This is a genomic window from Streptomyces sp. NPDC033845 (assembly GCF_055576225.1).
Genome location: NZ_JBVIRI010000014.1, coordinates 1 through 18087 on the forward strand (window position 1 = coordinate 1; position 18087 = coordinate 18087).

Here is an 18087-nt window from a genome sequence, read left to right on the forward strand (position 1 = left end):
CAGGGGGGACCCTGTGGGAGAGTAGGACGCCGCCGAACAATCATTGTGGGGAAGCCCCGCACCTTAAATGGTGCGGGGCTTTTCTGCGTTTACGGGCCGGAACGGCAGCAACGGCAGCAACGGCAGCAACGGCAGCAGGGAACAGGGGGCCGGTGCCCTCCCTTTCCCTGCTGCATGCGGTTGTCAGAGGCGGCCGGCGGCCTTCAGGGCGAGATAGGCGTCCGCGAGTGCCGGAGCCAGGGAGTCAGGGGTCGCGTCGACCACCGTCACCCCGTGCCGCGACAGCTCGTCCGCGGTGCGGCGGCGCTGGGTCTGGGACTGGGTGGCGGCCGCGGCCTCGTACACCGCGTCCACCGAACCCCGGGACGCCGCCATCTCCGCCACCCGGGGATCCGCCACCGAAGCCAGCAGAACCGTGTGGCGCTGGGTCAGACGAGGCAGGAGCGGCAGCAGGCCCTGTTCGACGGGGGCGGCGTCCAGACTCGTCAGAAGGACCACCAGGGACCTGCGAGGGGCGTTCCGGAGGACGGTCGACACCAGGGTGCGGGCGTCCGTCTCCACCAGTTCCGGTTCCAGCGGTGCCATCGCGTTCACGAAGGCGGCCAGCACCTCTCCCGCCGGACGGCCCTGCACCTGGGCGCGGGTGCGCCGGTCATGGGCCAGTAGGTCCACCCGGTCACCGGCTCTGGTGGCCAGGGCCGTCAGGAGCAGGGCGGCGTCCATCGCGGCGTCCAGCCGGGGCGCGTCCCCCACCCGGCCGGCCGAGGTGCGGCCGGTGTCCAGGCAGATCAGGATGTGCCGGTCGCGTTCCGGGCGCCAGGTGCGGACGGCCAGCTTCTGCTGCCGGGCCGTGGCCCGCCAGTCGATGGAGCGGGTGTCGTCGCCGGGCACGTAGTCGCGGAGGCTGTCGAACTCGGTGCCCTCGCCGCGGGTCAGCACGCTGGTGCGGCCGTCCAGCTCGCGGAGCCTGGCCAGCCGGGACGGCAGGTGCTTGCGGCTGGTGAACGGGGGCAGCACCCGGACCGTCCAGGGAACCGTGTGGGAGCCCTGCCGGGCGAACAGCCCCAGTGGACCGTACGAGCGGACGGTGACCCGGGCGGCTTCGCGGTCGCCCCGGCGGGTGGGGCGCAGCCGGGTCGTCAGTCGGCGGCGTTCGCCGGGCGGGACCAGTAGCCGGTGCCGGGATGCCTCGAACTCGGTGCCCGGCAGCCAGCTGCTGGGCGGCCAGGCGTCGCGCAGCCGGGCCCGCAGGGGCCGGTTGCCCGGATTGGTGACGGTCAGGTGCACGTCGGCGGTCTCGCCGAGGCGGACCGAGGTGTCCCCGGAGCGGGCCAGTCGCAGGGTGCGGACCGGGGCCGCGAGGGCGCAGTCGACCGCACAGGCCAGGGCCAGTGGGCCGTTGACGGCCAGGATGCCCGTCCAGCTCGGTTCGAGGATGCCGACGGGAACGCTCCCGAGGGCCGCCAGCAGTGCGGCGCGTCCGGTGAAGGCCATCAGCGGGGAACGAGGACGTGGGACAGGATCGCGGTCAGGACCGAGTCGGCGGTGACCCCCTCCATCTCCGCTTCCGGGCGGAGCTGGACGCGGTGCCGCAGCGTCGGCAGGGCGAGGGCCTTCACATCGTCGGGGGTGACGTAGTCGCGGCCGCTCAGCCAGGCCCAGGCGCGGGAGGTGGAGAGCAGGGCGTTCGCGCCGCGCGGGGAGACGCCCAGGGTGAGGGAGGGCGATTCGCGGGTGGCGCGGCAGATGTCGACCACGTAGCCGGTGATCTCGGGGGAGACGGAGACCCGGGCCACGGCCTGTCGGGCCGTCTCCAGGTCGGCCGGGCCGGCGACCGGGCGTACTCCGGCGGCGTGCAGGTCGCGGGGGTCGAAGCCGGCGGCGTGCCGGGTCAGTACGCCGATCTCGTCCTCGCGGGAGGGCAGCGGGACCGTCAGTTTCAGCAGGAAGCGGTCGAGTTGGGCTTCGGGGAGGGGGTAGGTGCCCTCGTACTCGACGGGGTTCTGGGTGGCCGCGACCAGGAAGGGCTCGGGGAGGGCGCGGGGGGTGCCGTCGACGGTGACCTGGCGCTCCTCCATGGCTTCCAGCAGGGAGGCCTGGGTCTTGGGCGGGGTGCGGTTGATCTCGTCGGCGAGCAGCAGGTTGGTGAACACCGGGCCGTTGCGGAAGGAGAACTCGGCGGTGCGGGCGTCGTAGACCAGGGAGCCGGTGACATCGGACGGCATCAGGTCGGGGGTGAACTGGACGCGTCGGGTCTCCAGTTCCAGGGAGGCGGCGAGGGCGCGGACCAGCAGGGTCTTGGCGACGCCGGGGACTCCTTCGAGGAGGACGTGTCCCCGGCAGAGCAGGGCCACGACGAGGCCGGTGACGGCGGAGTCCTGGCCGACCACGGCCTTGCCGATCTCGGTGCGGAGCGCCTCCAGGGAGGCGCGGGCGCGGATCGCGTCAGCGGCGGGATCGGTGGTCGGGGACGTCATGAGGTGCGGACCTCTCTTTCGAGGGCGTCGAGGTGGTCGGCGAGCGCGACGAGGGCCGCGTCGTCGCCGGGGGTGGAGCCGAACAGGATCCGGGCCGGGTCCCGGGAGGGGTCCGCGGGGCGGGCGGCCGTCACGGCGGGCAGCAGGACGGCCGGGTCGTGGGCGCGGGCGGGCGGTACGCCGAGGAGCGCGGCCAGGCGCTCGCGGGTGGCGGAGCGCAGCACCTCGGCGGCCCGGTCGCGGGCGCCGGCCTTGCGGTAGAGGCGGGCGCGGCCCTCGGTGGCCTCGGCGGCGGGGACCACCACGGGCAGCCGTTCGGTGACCAGGGGGCCGAGCCGGCGGGCCCGCCACAGGGCGGCCAGGACGGCGGCCACGGCGAGCTGGAGCAGGGCCCAGGACCAGCCCTCCGGGACGAGTTCCACGAAGGTCTTCTGCTCGGCGCCGCCTGATTCGGCGAGGTCGGCGACCGAGGGCAGGTACCAGACCAGGTGGGGGCGGGAGCCGAGCAGCTGGAGGGCGAGGGAGGCGTTGCCCTGCTCGGCGAGGGACTCGTTGCGGAGCGGGGTGCCGGTGCCGAGGAGGACGGTGTCGCCGCCGGACGGGCCGGGGAGCAGCAGCAGGGTGGGGTCGCCGCCGTCCGGATAGCAGCCGGTGGCGGACGGGCTGTCGGTGGTGAAGCGGAGGTCGTCGCCGGTGGTGGCCGGGCCGGCGGTGACGGCGGCGGGCAGTGTGCAGTCGGGGGAGCGGACCGGGTCGCCGGTGGTGTCTCGGGTGCGAATGCCGGGGACCAGGTCCCGGGCGGCTTCGCCCCTGGGGGCGAGGAGGACGGTGCGGCCGCCGGACAGGTCCATCGCGGTGCGCAGGGCGCTGCGCTGGGCGGGGCCGAGGAGGGTGGGGGAGGTGACCAGGAGGGTGGTGTCGGGGCCGGCGGCGTCGGCGGCCTCGGCGGTGGTGGTCACCACCCGGGTGTCGACCCCGTGGTCCTTGAGGAGCTCGGCGACGGCGCGGCTGCCGGCCGGGTCGGCGGAGCGGGGGTCGAGGGCGCCGTGCCGGGTGCCGGATCCGATGAGGGCCAGGACGGCCCCGGTGGTGAGGAGCACGCCGAGGGCGAGGAGGATTCCGCGGCTGCGGCGCCACAGGACGGCGGGGGCGGGCGCGGTGGAGGTGGTGGGGAGGGCTGTCTCCGCGGGCTGGGTCACCGGCGGGGTCACCGGCTGGGTCTGAGGCTGGGTCGGCGGCTCGGTTGTCGGCGGCTCGGTTGTCGGCGGCGGCGTCGGTGCGGTCATGGGCGGGCTCCCGCCAGGGTGGGCCGGGTGCGTTCCACGGTGGTGTCGAGGTCGCGGAGCCGGGCGTACATGGCCTGGTCGGCGGGGCGGCCGCCGTAGGTGACCTCGTCGAAGGCGCGGGCGGCGGCGTGCAGGCCGGGGGCGTGCGCGGGCAGGGCGGCGGCGGCTTCGGCGGCGGCCTCGTCGGCGGTGCGGCCCGGTCGGGGGTCCAGCAGGGTGCGTTCCTCCAGGGACCGGACCAGGGCGCGCATCCGGTCCTGGACGGCTTCGGTCCAGCGGCCGGCGGCCGCGTGGGTCTCGGCGGTGGTGCGGTATTCGGCGGCGGTGCGGGCCCGGGCCCCGAGGAGGGTGCCGGCCGTGGCGGGGGACCGTTCGGGGGTGCCCAGGCGCCACCAGAGCAGGCCGATGACCGCGGCGATCAGCAGGACGACGACCAGCAGGCCGAGCGGGCCCCCGGGGGTCGCCCCGGAGGCCGCGCCGAAGAGTCCGTCCACCCAGTCGAGGAACGCCCGCCAGGCCCGGTCCAGGAGGCTGGGGTCGTTCTCGTGGTACATGGACTTGGACAGTTCGCGTTCGGCGGCCTCGCGGGCCGCCTCGCGCGGTGTCGTCACCGGCGGTGTGTCGCCGGTGGGCAGGCCCCCCGTGCCGGTCACCGCATCAGCCTCCGGTCGGCGGCGTGCCGCCGCCGGGGGTGCCGCCGTAGTTCTCGACCCCCGCCGCGCGGGCGAGTTCCAGGTCCAGTGCCTCGCGGCGGATCCGCTGGTCGATGTACAGCAGGACGGACACACCGGCCTTGAAGGGCATGGTGATGGTCATGGCGATGACCGCGCCGATGCCGACGACGAGCAGGTAGCTCCAGGTCATGGCCGGGTCGTCGGTGAAGCCGCCGTCGGCGATCAGGGCGGCGATCCCGAAGGGGATGCCGATGGTGAACTCGACGAAGAACGCGATCACGGTGGCGAGCGCGGTGATGCCGAAGATCCGCCACCAGCTGCCCTGGACGAGCTTGGAGGAGCGGGCCAGGGCGGTGAAGACTCCGCAGCGTTCCAGCATCAGGGCGGAGGCGGCCAGGCTGAACTTGATCGACAGCCAGAGGACGAGTACCAGGGCGGCCAGGCCGAGGAGGACCACCAGGGCGACGTTGTCGAGCAGGGCGCCGGGCAGGATGGCGACGGTGATGACGGCGGCGCCGCCGATGCCGAGGAGCAGGGTGAGTCCGACCAGCCTGAGCAGCTGGGACCGGGACTCGCGCCAGGCGTCGGCCACCGAGGAGGGGCGGCCCAGGACGGCCCGGCTGTAGATCATCGTCAGCATCGCGGTGGCGAGGATGGTGCCGAGGAGTTGGACGGCGACCGCGGCGATCCCGGACATCACGGTGCCGCCGAGGGCGTCGAGGAGCTCTTCGGTGCTGGCCTCGGCGTCGATGGTCTCCAGGTCGGAGAACAGGCTGGCCTGCATCAGGGAGATGGTGACCTGGGCGACCACGGCGATGGTGAGGCTGATCGCCAGCACCGAGCGCCAGTGGGTGCGCATGGTGGTGACCGCGCCGTCCAGGATCTCGCCGAGGCCGAGCGGGCGCAGCGGGATGACGCCGGGCTTGGCGGCGGGGGGCTTGCCCCAGCCGCCGGGGGCGCCCGGGTGGCCGTACGGGCCGGAGGGCTGCGGGGGCCCGTAGGAGCCGGGGGCGGCTCCCCAGCCGGTGCCGGGCTGCGGCGCGGCGGGGGGCGGGGTCTGGCCGGTGCCCGGGGTGGACCACTGGCCGGGCGGGGGCTGTTCGGCGGACCACTTCCGGTCGGAGGCGTCCGGCTGCCGCGCCGGTTCGGCCGGGTCGGCGGGACGGCCGTCCTCGCGGTCGTTCTCGGACGGTTCGGATCCGGGCGAGGCCCAGCCCGGAGAATCGTTCATCGTCGCTGTCGCTCCTTGAGGGGTGCCCTTGCGGAGGGGCGGGGGCGCTGGTCGGCTGCCATCGTGCCACGAGTGATCTCGGGGCGGACCGGCCCGCCCCCGTATTTCCTGGTCCGGGGCGGGGTCGGGGTGCCTCCGTAGGGTGGCTGTGTGGCAGGTCACTCCTGGTCACGATTGGCTAATGGGATGATGTCAACCATGAAGGGACGCGTCCTAGTCGTCGACGACGACACCGCGCTGGCCGAGATGCTCGGCATTGTGCTGCGTGGAGAAGGTTTTGAACCATCGTTCGTCGCGGACGGCGACAAGGCACTTGCTGCCTTTCGCGAGGCCAAGCCGGACCTGGTGCTGCTGGACCTGATGCTGCCCGGGAGGGACGGCATAGAGGTCTGCCGGCTGATCCGCGCCGAGTCGGGCGTGCCGATCGTCATGCTCACGGCCAAGAGCGACACGGTCGACGTGGTGGTGGGGCTGGAGTCCGGTGCCGACGACTACATCGTCAAGCCGTTCAAGCCGAAGGAGCTGGTGGCGCGGATCCGGGCCCGGCTGCGGCGCTCCGAGGAGCCCGCGCCGGAGCAGCTGGCCATCGGTGACCTGGTCATCGACGTGGCCGGGCACTCGGTGAAGCGGGAGGGGGCGTCGATCGCGCTGACCCCGCTGGAGTTCGACCTGCTGGTCGCGCTGGCCCGCAAGCCCTGGCAGGTGTTCACCCGTGAGGTGCTGCTGGAGCAGGTGTGGGGGTACCGGCACGCCGCGGACACCCGGCTGGTCAACGTGCACGTCCAGCGGCTGCGCTCCAAGGTCGAGAAGGATCCCGAGCGCCCCGAGATCGTCGTCACCGTCCGCGGTGTCGGCTACAAGGCCGGACCGAGCTGAACATGAACTCCGGCAGGTCCCCCCGGGCCGGCCGGCTGCTCCAGGACGGGGCGCCCGGCGGCCCCGTACTGCGGCTCCTCGCACGACTGGTGCGACGGCCGCTGCTTCCGACTGTCCGGCTGTGGCGGCGGAACATCCAGCTCCGGGTGGTCGCGGCCACGCTGCTGATGTCCCTGGGCGTGGTGCTGCTGCTGGGGCTGGTGGTCATAGGGCAGGTCAAGAACGGGCTGCTCGACGCCAAGCAGGAGGCGGCGCAGAGCCAGGCGGCGGGCGGGTTCGCGGTCGCCCAGGAGAAGGCGAACACCCCGTCCACTACGGACGGGCAGGTTCCGGGCCCGGTCGACAACAAGATCGGCCAGGATGCCAGCACCTGGATGAACGGGCTGGTCAAGCAGCTGGCCTCGGGCGGGCAGACCGCCTTCGAGGTGGTCGCGCTGGGTGCCGGGGCCGGTGCCGAGGCCGGTGACTTCGGGACCGGAGGGGTGCGCGGGGCGCGTGCCTCCGGGGACGTCGATCCGGCGGCCAGCGTGCCCGACCGGCTGCGCAAGGACGTGGACACCAAGGCCGGGGCGCACCAGACCTTCGCGAAGATCCACTACAGCGCCCCGGACATCCCGGCCGAGTCCGCGCTGGTCATCGGCAAGCGGCTGACCGACATCAACGGCGAGCCCTACCACCTGTACTACCTGTTCCCGCTGACCCAGGAGGAGGAGTCCCTCAACCTGGTCAAGACCACCATCGCCACCGCGGGACTGTTCGTGGTGGTCCTGCTGGGCGCGATCGCCTGGCTGGTGGTGCGCCAGGTGGTGACCCCGGTGCGGATGGCCGCCGGGATCGCCGAGCGGCTGTCCGCGGGCAAGCTCCAGGAGCGGATGAAGGTCACCGGCGAGGACGACATCGCCCGGCTGGGCGAGGCGTTCAACAAGATGGCCCAGAACCTCCAGAACAAGATCCAGCAGCTGGAGGACCTGTCGCGGATGCAGCGGCGGTTCGTCTCGGACGTCTCGCACGAGCTGCGGACCCCGCTGACCACCGTCCGGATGGCCGCGGACGTCATCCACGAGGCCCGCGCCGACTTCGACCCGATCACCGCCCGGTCCGCGGAACTGCTGGCCGGCCAGCTGGACCGGTTCGAGTCGCTGCTCGCCGACCTGCTGGAGATCAGCCGGTTCGACGCGGGCGCGGCCGCGCTGGAGGCGGAGCCGATAGACCTGCGGGACGTCGTACGCCGGGTCATCGACGGCGCGGAGCCACTGGCGGAGCGCAAGGGGACCCGGATCCGGGTGCTCGGCGACTCCCAGCCGGTGATAGCCGAGGCGGACGCCCGGCGGGTGGAGCGGGTGCTGCGGAACCTGGTCGTCAACGCCGTGGAGCACGGCGAGGGACGGGACGTGGTGGTGCGGCTCGCCTCGGCCGGCGGTGCCGTGGCGGTGGCCGTACGCGACTACGGCGTGGGTTTGAAACCGGGCGAGGCCACCAGGGTGTTCAACCGGTTCTGGCGGGCCGACCCGGCGCGCGCCCGCACCACCGGGGGCACGGGCCTCGGCCTGTCCATCGCGGTGGAGGACGCCCGGCTGCACGGCGGCTGGCTGCAGGCCTGGGGTGAACCGGGCGGCGGCTCGCAGTTCCGGCTGACCCTGCCCCGTACGGCGGACGAGCCGCTGCGCGGGTCGCCGATCCCGCTGGAGCCGGAGGACTCCCGGGGCAACCGGGCCAGGGCCGCCGCGGAGAGCGCGGGCCGGTCGGGCCCCGGGACGGCCCCGGCCCCGGCCGGCGGCTCCGACCCGCGGTCGCCGATCCCGGCCCGGCCCGCGGTGAGCACCGCGATGCCGGTACCGGCCGATCCGACGGCGCTGCCGGGCAACGGTGCCCGGGTGGTGGCCCGGCCCGGTCCGGGCGGGGCCGGCGGCGGGCCCGCGGAGAACGTGCGAGGAGAGGGTGACCGCGGTGACGGCTAGGCGACGGGCGGAAGGTGCCGGACGGGTCCGGAGCGCGGCCGTGCTGGGCGGCGCGGTCCTGCTGCTGGCGGGCTGCGCCTCGATGCCCGACCACGGGGAGGTCCGGCCGGTGTCGGCCTCGCAGGGCGCCGACTCGCAGGTGCGGGTCTACGGGGTGCCGCCGGCCGCGAAGGCCACCCCCTACGAGATCGTCGGCGGCTTCCTGGAGGCCATGACCAGCGACGACCCGAAGCTGTCCACGGCCCGCCAGTACCTGACCCCGGAGGCCGCCAAGAGCTGGAAGCCGGGCGCCGCGATCACCGTGCTGTCCACCGGGCTGGGCCGGTCGAAGGACGAGCACGACAGAGAACCCGATGCGCCGCGGTTCAAACTCTCCGGGAACAAGGTCGCCACCGTCGACGAGCGGGGCTCGTACCAGCCGGAGACCGGCGGGGTGCCCTTCGAGCAGTACCTGCAGCTGGTCAAGCGGGACAACGAGTGGCGGATCGCCGCGCTGCCCGACGGGCTGGTGCTCAGCGAATCCGACTTCCAGCGGATCTTCCTGCCGGTCAACAAGTACTACTTCGCCTCCGGCACCCTGGTCGCCGACCCGGTGTACGTGCGGCAGCGCACCGACCCCGATTCGCGCATGGACAAGATGACGCAGACGGTGGCCTCGCTGCTGGCCGGGCCCTCCAAGTGGCTCGACCCGGTGGTCAGCTCCAGCTTCCCGACCGGCACGGCCCTCAAGGAGGGCACGAAGTCGCTGTCCTACGACGCGCAGGACACGCTGCGGGTGCCGCTGAACGGCAAGGCCGACGACGTCGCCGAGCCGCAGTGCCGGAAGATGGCCACCCAGGTGATGTACACGGTCCGCGACCTCACCTCCTCGCGACTGGCCCGGGTCGAGCTGCTGCGGGGCGACGGCTCGACGCTGTGCCGGGTCGAGGAGAGCATGGCGGCCACCGTGGCGGGCCGGGTGCCGTCCCCCCGGCACCAGTACTTCATCGCCGACGGCAGGCTGCTCGGCGTCGCCCTGCCCAGCGATCCGGAGCACTCCGTCGACCAGGGCGAACCGGTGGGCGGCCCGCTCGCCGGGGAACCGCAGCTGAAGGTGGGCGCGGCCGCGGTCGCCTACGAGGAGAAGCGCGCCGGGGTGGTTTCGGAGGACGGGCAGCGCCTGTACGTGGTGTCGCTGACCACCGGCGGGCCGCTGCCCGAGCCGATCCTGAGCAGCCGGGTCAAGGACGGCCTGTCCGCACCCAGCTGGGACGGCCGCGGCGATCTGTGGGTGGCCGACCGGGACCCGCAGCGGCCGGGGCTGTGGCGGGTGCCGGACGGTACGGGCACCCCCGAGAAGGTGGAGGTGTCCGGGCTGGAGGGGCGCCGGATCGAATCCCTGAAGGTGTCCTCCGACGGGGTCCGGATCGCCCTGCTGGTGTCCAAGGACGGATCCCGCCGGAACCTGTTCATCGGACGGGTGGAACGGCCCGACGGGGCTGTCGGCGAGGGGGCGGTGTCGGTGCGCGAGCTGCGTCCGGCGGCCCCGCAGATGGCCGAGGTGAACGCGATGAGCTGGGCCCCCAAGGGCCGGCTGCTGGTGGTGGGCCGGGAGAGCGGCGGAGTCATGCAGGCCCGCTACATGCAGGCCGACGGGTCGATGGTGGCGGGCAGCCTGCCCGGCGCCAACGGGTTCAGCGAGATCACCGCCTCCGAGGACGAGCGGAATCCGGTGGCCGCCTACTCGGCGGTCGACGGGATCGTCTGGCTGCCGCCGGGCGCCCAGTGGCGGACCGTGTCGCCGGGGGGCAGCGCTCCGGTCTATCCGGGCTGAGGACCGGCGGGGGCCTGCCTGCCGGCTCCTGCCTGCGTACTAATCCTGCCTACTCCTGCCCGCCTGCCTGCCGGCCGGCTCCTGCCTGCGTACTCGCCCCCGCCCGTCCTTCGTGCCGTCCGTGCACCGTCCGTCGTAGCGGTGTCGTACGCGGCCGTTCGGCGTCGGTTTCCAGCCCTTGTTCGGGCGGCCGGGCCGGGTGGCCCGGGGTTGTCCACAGGGGTCGCGGAGGGCCGGCCGGGTCCGGCACCGTGGACTCGTGAACGGATGGTGGCGGGAGCTGGGCGGGCTGGTCCTGCCCGTGGTGTGCGCCGGGTGCGGGGAGGGACCGATGGTGGTGTGCGAGGGGTGCCGGGAGGCGCTCGGGGGAGCGGGGGCCGGTACGGTGCGGCCGCGTGCGGGACCGGCCGGGCTGCCCGAGGTGTATGCGGCGGCGGCCTACCGGGAGGCCGTACGGGCCCTGCTGCTGGCCCACAAGGAGCGCGGGGCACTGGGGCTGGCCGGGCCGCTGGGCCGGGCGCTGGCCGGGGCGGTGCGGGCGGCCCGGCGGGGGCCCTCCGTGGTGCTGGTGCCGGTGCCCTCGGCCCGGCGGCGGGTCCGAGAGCGCGGACAGGACCCGGTCCGCAGGACGGCCCTGGCGGCCGCGGCCGAGCTGCGCCGCGGCGGCTGCTCGGCACGGGTGGCGGCGGTGCTGCGGCAGCGGCGGGCGGTGGCGGACCAGTCGGGCCTGGGGTCCGGGGAGAGGCGGGTCAATCTGGCCGGGGCGCTGGAGGTCCGGCGCGGCGGCGCCCGGGTGGCGGCGGGCGCGCCCCTGGTCCTGGTCGACGACTTGATCACCACCGGAGCGACCCTCGCGGAGGCGGCCAGGGCGGTGCGGTCGGCGGGTCTCGGGGTGGCGGCCGCGGCGGTGGTCGCGGCCCCGGCCGAGTCCTTCGAGGACGGCCGGCGGTGGCACAGCGGCCTCGGAGCGGGCCTCGGAAATCGTTTGGAGCAACCGATTCGTGAATAGATTTGGAACTGGTGGGGAACGCGCATCGTTGCAGGTAGTAAGAGGGAGTAACCAGGTGAACGGAGGTTCGTCCCGGTAGCGGGTGCCGACAACCGGCCATCAGAGCTATGTTCGGTTGTAAGGAACTGGCGATCCTTGGGCATCGACGCAGTCGGGACACGTGTGCACAGGGTGTCTCCCGACTCCCGAAGTCGGTGGGGTGGTGATCTTGCCGATGGGGGAGGAGGAGGTGAAAGTCGCCAAGTCCGAGACTCCGGTGCTCACCGGAGTCTGGTGCAAGAGGGAGACGTCTCGCCCGACGAGGGGCGGGGCGATCCGGGAACGGAGTTCTGCGTGGACATCGTCGTCAAGGGCCGCAAGACCGAAGTGCCCGAGCGGTTCCGCAAGCACGTGGCCGAGAAGCTGAATCCGGAGCGGATCCAGAAGCTCGACGCCAAGGTGATCAGCCTGGACGTCGAGGTGTCCAAGGAGCACAACCCGCGCCAGGCCGACCGTTCCGACCGAGTGGAGATCACCCTTCGTTCGCGAGGACCGGTGATCCGTGCGGAGGCCGCCGCCGACAGCCCGTACGCGGCGCTGGACCTGGCCCAGGACAAGCTCGAAGCCCGGCTGCGCAAGCAGCACGACAAGCGCCACACCCGCCGTGGCAACGGCCGGCTCTCGGCGGCGGAGGTCGCCGATGTCGTGCCGGACGCCGCGCATCTGAACGGAAACGGAGACGTGGTCTCCGAGGAGCAGGCGGACGCGATCCCGACGACCCGGATCGGATCGATCGAAGTGCAGGGCGAAGGCCCGCTGATCGTCCGCGAGAAGACGCACGCGGCGGCACCCATGTCGCTGGACCAGGCCCTCTACGAGATGGAACTGGTCGGTCACGACTTCTACCTGTTCGTCGATTCCGAGACCAAGCAGCCCAGCGTCGTCTACCGGCGCCACGCCTACGACTACGGCGTCATCCACCTCAGCCCGGACGCCGCGACCTCCGGCGGGGTCGAGGCCGGCGGCGCGGGCGGTGCGCTCGGCGGCTGACGGCCCCGCCCCGGACGACGGTCGTCGTGCGTCATCGGTGCCCCCGCGGCCCGCCCCTGCGGACCGCGGGGGCACCCGTATGAGCCAATCGGCCCGAAAGCGATCGGCTTGTGGACACTTCGGCATGGAATCATGGCGGGCAGTCAACTGGAGTTCGGGTCACGGCGGTCCATGGGCCTGCAGGGGGAGGAACCGATGGCGGACAGCTTCGGACCGGTGCACGGCGAGGACGCTCTGCACGGCGAGGACGCTCTGCACGGCGAGGACGCTCAGGACTGCCGTGAGCCGATCCGGGTGCTCGTGGTGGACGACCACGCCCTGTTCCGGCGAGGCCTGGAGATCGTGCTCGCCCAGGAAGAGGACATCCAGGTCGTCGGCGAGGCCGGGGACGGCGCGGAGGCGGTGGACAAGGCCGCCGACCTGCTGCCCGACATCGTGCTGATGGACGTCCGGATGCCCCGGCGCGGCGGGATCGAGGCCTGCACCTCGATCAAGGAGGTGGCCCCCTCCGCCAAGATCATCATGCTGACCATCAGCGATGAGGAGGCCGACCTCTACGAGGCCATCAAGGCGGGGGCCACCGGATACCTGCTGAAGGAGATCTCCACCGACGAGGTGGCCACCGCGATCCGTGCCGTCGCGGACGGGCAGTCGCAGATCAGCCCTTCCATGGCCTCCAAGCTGCTCACCGAGTTCAAGTCGATGATCCAGCGCACCGACGAGCGCCGGCTGGTGCCAGCGCCGCGGCTGACGGACCGGGAGCTTGAGGTCCTGAAGCTGGTGGCCACCGGGATGAACAACCGTGACATCGCCAAGGAGTTGTTCATCTCCGAGAACACCGTGAAGAACCATGTGCGCAACATCCTGGAGAAGCTGCAGCTGCACTCCCGGATGGAGGCGGTGGTCTACGCGATGCGCGAGAAGATCCTGGAGATCCGCTAGCGGTCCAGCGCGGCGAGTTCCGCGGTGACCGCCGCCGCCTCGGCGGGGTTCCGGGCGCGGTCCACGCGGACGGTGTCGCAGCCCACCCAGCCGGCCGCCTCGCGGAGCGCGGCCGCCATGGCGGGGGCCGCCTTCGGGGAGGTCAGGGAGAGCTGGCGGGCCACCAGGGTGCTGCCCTCGCGGGCCGGGTCTACCCGGCCCTGGAGCCGGCCGCCGGCCAGCAGCGGCATCGCGAAGTACCCGTGGATCCGCTGCGGCTTGGGCACGTAGGCCTCCAGCCGGTGGGTGAAGCCGAAGATCCGCTCGGTGCGCGGACGGTCCCAGACCAGTGAGTCGAACGGGGACAGCAGGGTGGTGCGGTGCCGGCCGCGGGGCGCGGTGGCCAGGGCCGCCGGATCGGCCCAGGCCGGTTTGGTCCAGCCCTCCACCCGGACCGGGACCAGCCCGGAGTCGGCGACCACCGAGTCGAACTCCTCGCCCTTGAGCCGGTGGTAGTCGGCGATGTCCGCCCGGGTGCCGACACCCAGGGACTGCCCGGCCAGGGCGACCAGGCGGCGCAGGCACTCCCGGTCGTCCAGGTCGTCATGGAGCAGGGCGTCGGGGACGGCCCGCTCGGGCAGGTCGTAGACCCGCTTCCAGCCGCGCCGCTGGGCGCAGACCACCTCACCGGTGTCGAGCAGCCACTCCACGGCGATCTTGCTCTCGGACCATTCGAACCATTCCCCGCCGTTCTTGGCGCCGCCCAGCTCGGTGGAGGTCAGCGGCCCGTCGGAGCGGAGCCGGTCCAGGACCGCACGGGTGGAGCGCTCCTTGTCCTGGAGCACGTGCCAGCGGTGGCCGCGGGCCCGCCGGGCCCGGCGCCGGAAGGCGAAGTGCGGCCACTCCTCGATCGGCAGGATGCAGGCCGCGTGCGACCAGTACTCGAAGGAGTGCCCCTCGGTCCAGTACGCCCGCTCCACCGCGGACCGGCCCACCGCGCCCAGCCGGGCGTAGGGCACCAGCTCGTGGGAGCGGGCCAGCACCGAGATGGTGTCCAGTTGCACGGCTCCGAGGTGGCGGAGCACCCCGCGCACCCCGCCGCGTCGGTCGGGCGCGCCGAGGAACCCCTGGGCGCGCAGTGCGATCCGGCGTGCTTCGTCCGCTGAGAGGGAGACGGAATCGGTACTCATGGGGAGGCAGCCTAGGAGGTGGCGCCGACAGGGGCGGGCAGGTAGGGGAGGCGGGAGGGGAGGCCGAGGTCGGAGGGGAGCAGGGCTCCGATCCAGCAGTCGCGGAGGGTGTCGCGGTGTTCCATGCCGGCCCGCTGCACCCCCTCGATCCGGAACCCGGCCTTCTCGGCGACGGCGCGGGAGCCGGTGTTGCCGACCCCGGCGCGCCAGATCAGCCGGACGCAGCCGGCCTCGGTGAAGGCCCAGCGGGCCACGGCCGCCACCGCCTCGGTCATATAGCCGCGGCCGCGGTGCCCGGGGGCGGTCCAGAAGCCGATCTCGTGGGCGTGCGGGCCGCGCGGGGCGACGGCGACGGCGCCGACCAGGGGCCCGTCGGTGCCGAGCCGGACCGCGTAGTTGAACTCGGTGCCGTCCCGCCAGCCGGCCGGGGTCTTCTCCACGAAGGCCGCCGCGTCCTCCTCGCGGTAGGGGACCGGCACCGGTATCCACCGCTGGATCTCCGGGTCCTGGCAGGCCGCGTGGACCTCGGGGGCGTCGGAGGGCAGGTGCGGGCGCAGCAGCAGCCGGCCGGTGGTCAGTGTGCTCGGTTCCATACCCCGGATTCTGCGGTCGGCCGGGGAGCCGGGCGAACGGTTTTCGGGGCGGATTTCCGGGCGGGCGGCACCTTCAGGGGCCCCCGTACGTTCTCAATTGGGGCGCTTGCCGCCCTGGGGCTACGGCGGACCTCCCGACGTGGCGGCCTCCTCGCTTACGATGGCCGTTGCGGTGGGGCCCACCTGCCGTGCCCGTCACGAACCAGTGCCAGGCCCGATCGGCAAGGAGACAAACCTCGGTGTCCGTCTTCAACAAGCTCATGCGTGCAGGCGAAGGCAAGATCCTGCGCAAACTGCACCGCATTGCGGACCAGGTCAACTCCATCGAAGAGGACTTCGTCAACCTCTCCGACGCCGAGTTGCGGGCGCTCACGGATGAGTACAAGCAGCGCTTCCAGGACGGCGAGAGCCTGGACGACCTGCTGCCCGAGGCCTTCGCCACGGTCCGCGAGGCCGCCAAGCGCGTCCTCGGCCAGCGCCACTACGACGTCCAGCTCATGGGCGGTGCGGCCCTGCACCTCGGCTATGTCGCCGAGATGAAGACCGGTGAGGGCAAGACCCTCGTCGGCACCCTGCCCACCTACCTGAACGCGCTGTCCGGCAAGGGCGTCCACCTGATCACGGTGAACGACTACCTCGCCGAGCGCGACTCCGAGATGATGGGCCGGGTCCACAAGTTCCTCGGCCTGTCCGTCGGCTGCATCCTCGCGAACATGACCCCGGCGCAGCGCCGGGAACAGTACAACTGCGACATCACGTACGGAACGAACAACGAGTTCGGTTTCGACTACCTGCGCGACAACATGGCGTGGTCGAAGGACGAGCTGGTGCAGCGCGGCCACAACTTCGCCGTGGTCGACGAGGTCGACTCGATCCTCGTCGACGAGGCCCGCACCCCGCTGATCATCTCCGGCCCCGCCGACCAGGCCACCAAGTGGTACGGCGACTTCGCGAAGCTGGTCACCCGCCTCACCAAGGGTGAGCCCGGCCAGCCGCTGAAGGGCATCGAGGAGACCGGGGACTACGAGGTCGACGAGAAGAAGCGCACCGTCGGCATCCACGAGGCGGGTGTCGCCAAGGTCGAGGACTGGCTCGGCATCGACAACCTCTACGAGTCGGTGAACACCCCTCTGGTCGGCTACCTGAACAACGCCATCAAGGCGAAGGAGCTGTTCAAGAAGGACAAGGACTACGTCGTCATGGACGGCGAAGTCATGATCGTCGACGAGCACACCGGCCGCATCCTGGCCGGCCGCCGCTACAACGAGGGCATGCACCAGGCGATCGAGGCGAAGGAAGGGGTGGACATCAAGGACGAGAACCAGACCCTCGCCACGATCACCCTGCAGAACTTCTTCCGCCTCTACTCGAAGCTGTCCGGTATGACCGGTACGGCCATGACCGAGGCCGCCGAGTTCCACCAGATCTACAAGCTGGGCGTCGTGCCGATCCCGACGAACCGGCCGATGCAGCGCAAGGACCAGGCCGACCTCATCTACCGGACCGAGGTCGCCAAGTTCGCCGCCGTCGTCGACGACATCGCGGAGAAGCACGAGAAGGGCCAGCCGATCCTGGTCGGCACCACCTCGGTCGAGAAGTCCGAGTACCTCTCGCAGCAGCTCAGCAAGCGCGGTGTGCCGCACGAGGTGCTCAACGCCAAGCAGCACGAGCGCGAGGCCCAGATCGTCGCCCAGGCCGGCCGCCGGGGCGCCGTCACCGTCGCCACCAACATGGCCGGCCGCGGTACCGACATCAAGCTCGGCGGAAACCCCGACGACCTCGCCGAGGCGGAGCTGCGCCAGCGCGGCCTCGACCCGGAGGAGCACATCGAGGAGTGGGCACACGCCCTCCCCGGCGCCCTCCAGAACGCCGAGGCGGCCGTGAAGGCCGAGTTCGAAGAGGTCAAGGACCTCGGCGGGCTCTATGTCCTGGGCACCGAGCGCCACGAGTCCCGCCGTATCGACAACCAGCTGCGCGGCCGCTCCGGCCGTCAGGGCGACCCGGGCGAGTCCCGGTTCTACCTCTCGCTGGGCGACGACCTGATGCGCCTGTTCAAGGCCCAGATGGTCGAGCGCGTCATGGCCATGGCCAACGTCCCCGACGACGTGCCGATCGAGAACAAGATGGTCACCCGGGCGATCGCCTCCGCCCAGTCGCAGGTCGAGACCCAGAACTTCGAGACCCGCAAGAACGTCCTGAAGTACGACGAGGTCCTCAACAAGCAGCGCGAGGTCATCTACGGCGAGCGCCGCCGCGTCCTGGAGGGCGAGGACCTGCACGAGCAGGTGCGTCACTTCATGGACGACACCATCGACGCCTACATCCAGGCCGAGACGGTCGAGGGGTTCGCGGAGGAATGGGACCTGGAGCGGCTGTGGGGCGCGTTCAAGCAGCTCTACCCGGTCAAGGTGACCGTGGACGAGCTGGAGGACGCGGCCGGCGACCGGGCCGGCATCACGGCCGAGTTCATCGCGGAGTCCGTCAAGGACGACATCCACGAGCAGTACGAGGCACGTGAGCAGCAGCTCGGCTCCGACATCATGCGCGAGCTGGAGCGCCGGGTCGTGCTCTCGGTCCTGGACCGCAAGTGGCGCGAGCACCTCTACGAGATGGACTACCTGCAGGAGGGCATCGGCCTGCGGGCGATGGCCCAGAAGGACCCGCTGGTCGAGTACCAGCGGGAGGGCTTCGACATGTTCAACGCCATGATGGACGGCATCAAGGAGGAGTCCGTCGGCTACCTGTTCAACCTGGAGGTCCAGGTCGAGCAGCAGGTCGAGGAGGTCCCCGTCGCGGACGCCCCGCGCCCGGAGATCAAGGCCAAGGGCCTGGAGGCCCCGCAGCGCCCGGACCGGCTGCACTTCTCCGCTCCCACCGTGGACGGCGAGGGCGGCATCGTCGAGGGAGACTTCGACGCGGAGGGCCGGCCGGCCTCCGACGGCGACGGGCTGACCCGCGCCGAGCGCCGCAAGGCCGCGAAGGCGACCGGCGGCCGCCGCCGCAAGAAGTAACCGGGCGGGCCTTCGGCCC

Annotated in this window: 14 protein-coding genes; 7 read left to right on the top strand and 7 right to left on the bottom strand. The window is 72.5% G+C overall.

The window, feature by feature from the left end:
• Positions 1–183: 183 nt before the first annotated feature.
• Genes ACZ50K_RS26730 through ACZ50K_RS26750 form a run of 5 tightly spaced genes read right to left on the bottom strand, consistent with a single transcriptional unit; the run spans position 184 to position 5668 of the window.
• Positions 184–1494 carry a DUF58 domain-containing protein gene (locus tag ACZ50K_RS26730; RefSeq protein WP_468907580.1) on the bottom strand — a complete coding sequence of 437 codons (1311 nt, stop codon included), beginning with the start codon at positions 1492–1494 and terminating at the stop codon, positions 184–186.
• On the bottom strand, positions 1494–2477 hold the full coding sequence (locus tag ACZ50K_RS26735; RefSeq protein WP_468907582.1) for an AAA family ATPase: 984 nt from the start codon (positions 2475–2477) through the stop codon (positions 1494–1496). Before ACZ50K_RS26735 ends, ACZ50K_RS26730 begins: the two co-directional genes overlap by 1 nt.
• Positions 2474–3763, bottom strand: a complete 1290-nt coding sequence (locus ACZ50K_RS26740) for a DUF4350 domain-containing protein (RefSeq protein ID WP_468907584.1) — start codon at positions 3761–3763, stop codon at positions 2474–2476. Before ACZ50K_RS26740 ends, ACZ50K_RS26735 begins: the two co-directional genes overlap by 4 nt.
• Positions 3760–4416, bottom strand: coding sequence for a DUF4129 domain-containing protein (locus tag ACZ50K_RS26745; protein WP_468907586.1), 657 nt, complete (start codon positions 4414–4416; stop codon positions 3760–3762). The genes ACZ50K_RS26740 and ACZ50K_RS26745 overlap by 4 nt, the downstream gene beginning before the upstream one ends.
• 4 nt (positions 4417–4420) lie before the next feature.
• The gene (locus ACZ50K_RS26750; protein WP_468907587.1) at positions 4421–5668 is read right to left on the bottom strand and encodes a proline-rich domain-containing protein; all 1248 of its coding nucleotides are present in this window, start codon (positions 5666–5668) and stop codon (positions 4421–4423) included.
• Positions 5669–5854: 186 nt separating this feature from the next.
• Here ACZ50K_RS26750 and mtrA point away from each other — a divergent pair, with 186 nt between their 5' ends.
• The 6 genes from mtrA (at position 5855) to ACZ50K_RS26780 (ending at position 13295) form a co-directional block, all read left to right on the top strand.
• Positions 5855–6544, top strand: a complete 690-nt coding sequence (gene mtrA / locus ACZ50K_RS26755; RefSeq protein WP_189828951.1) for a two-component system response regulator MtrA — start codon at positions 5855–5857, stop codon at positions 6542–6544.
• Between the two features lie 2 nt (positions 6545–6546).
• Entirely contained in the window at positions 6547–8502 is a 1956-nt protein-coding gene (mtrB, locus tag ACZ50K_RS26760) for an MtrAB system histidine kinase MtrB (protein WP_468907589.1), read from the top strand.
• Positions 8492–10315, top strand: coding sequence for an LpqB family beta-propeller domain-containing protein (locus ACZ50K_RS26765; RefSeq protein ID WP_468907591.1), 1824 nt, complete (start codon positions 8492–8494; stop codon positions 10313–10315). The genes mtrB and ACZ50K_RS26765 overlap by 11 nt, the downstream gene beginning before the upstream one ends.
• 259 nt (positions 10316–10574) lie before the next feature.
• Positions 10575–11324, top strand: a complete 750-nt coding sequence (locus ACZ50K_RS26770) for a ComF family protein (RefSeq protein WP_468907593.1) — start codon at positions 10575–10577, stop codon at positions 11322–11324.
• Positions 11325–11657: 333 nt separating this feature from the next.
• A complete protein-coding gene (gene hpf / locus ACZ50K_RS26775) occupies positions 11658–12353 on the top strand; it encodes a ribosome hibernation-promoting factor, HPF/YfiA family (protein ID WP_468907843.1) in 696 nt (231 codons plus the stop codon).
• A gap of 195 nt (positions 12354–12548) precedes the next feature.
• Positions 12549–13295, top strand: coding sequence for a response regulator (locus ACZ50K_RS26780; RefSeq protein WP_468907595.1), 747 nt, complete (start codon positions 12549–12551; stop codon positions 13293–13295).
• On the opposite strand, the gene ACZ50K_RS26785 is transcribed toward ACZ50K_RS26780, so the two are convergent.
• Both ACZ50K_RS26785 and ACZ50K_RS26790 read right to left on the bottom strand, forming a co-directional pair.
• Positions 13292–14464, bottom strand: a complete 1173-nt coding sequence (locus tag ACZ50K_RS26785) for a winged helix-turn-helix domain-containing protein (protein WP_468907596.1) — start codon at positions 14462–14464, stop codon at positions 13292–13294. The two genes, ACZ50K_RS26780 and ACZ50K_RS26785, sit on opposite strands and share 4 nt — an antisense overlap.
• A gap of 11 nt (positions 14465–14475) precedes the next feature.
• Complete coding sequence (locus ACZ50K_RS26790) at positions 14476–15057, bottom strand: GNAT family N-acetyltransferase (protein WP_468907598.1); 582 nt, start codon at positions 15055–15057, stop codon at positions 14476–14478.
• A gap of 239 nt (positions 15058–15296) precedes the next feature.
• Here ACZ50K_RS26790 and secA point away from each other — a divergent pair, with 239 nt between their 5' ends.
• Positions 15297–18068, top strand: a complete 2772-nt coding sequence (gene secA / locus ACZ50K_RS26795) for a preprotein translocase subunit SecA (protein ID WP_468907600.1) — start codon at positions 15297–15299, stop codon at positions 18066–18068.
• Positions 18069–18087 lie beyond the last annotated feature (19 nt).

What these genes read in the sequence shown, in the direction of transcription:
- ACZ50K_RS26730 (WP_468907580.1), bottom strand. Translation starts at nt 1,494, where the DNA reads ATGGCCTTCACCGGACGCGCCGCACTGCTGGCGGCCCTCGGGAGCGTT.
- ACZ50K_RS26780 (WP_468907595.1), top strand. Translation starts at nt 12,549, where the DNA reads ATGGCGGACAGCTTCGGACCGGTGCACGGCGAGGACGCTCTGCACGGC.
- ACZ50K_RS26735 (WP_468907582.1), bottom strand. Translation starts at nt 2,477, where the DNA reads ATGACGTCCCCGACCACCGATCCCGCCGCTGACGCGATCCGCGCCCGC.
- mtrA (WP_189828951.1), top strand. Translation starts at nt 5,855, where the DNA reads ATGATGTCAACCATGAAGGGACGCGTCCTAGTCGTCGACGACGACACC.
- ACZ50K_RS26740 (WP_468907584.1), bottom strand. Translation starts at nt 3,763, where the DNA reads ATGACCGCACCGACGCCGCCGCCGACAACCGAGCCGCCGACAACCGAG.
- ACZ50K_RS26750 (WP_468907587.1), bottom strand. Translation starts at nt 5,668, where the DNA reads ATGAACGATTCTCCGGGCTGGGCCTCGCCCGGATCCGAACCGTCCGAG.
- ACZ50K_RS26785 (WP_468907596.1), bottom strand. Translation starts at nt 14,464, where the DNA reads ATGAGTACCGATTCCGTCTCCCTCTCAGCGGACGAAGCACGCCGGATC.
- ACZ50K_RS26790 (WP_468907598.1), bottom strand. Translation starts at nt 15,057, where the DNA reads ATGGAACCGAGCACACTGACCACCGGCCGGCTGCTGCTGCGCCCGCAC.
- mtrB (WP_468907589.1), top strand. Translation starts at nt 6,547, where the DNA reads ATGAACTCCGGCAGGTCCCCCCGGGCCGGCCGGCTGCTCCAGGACGGG.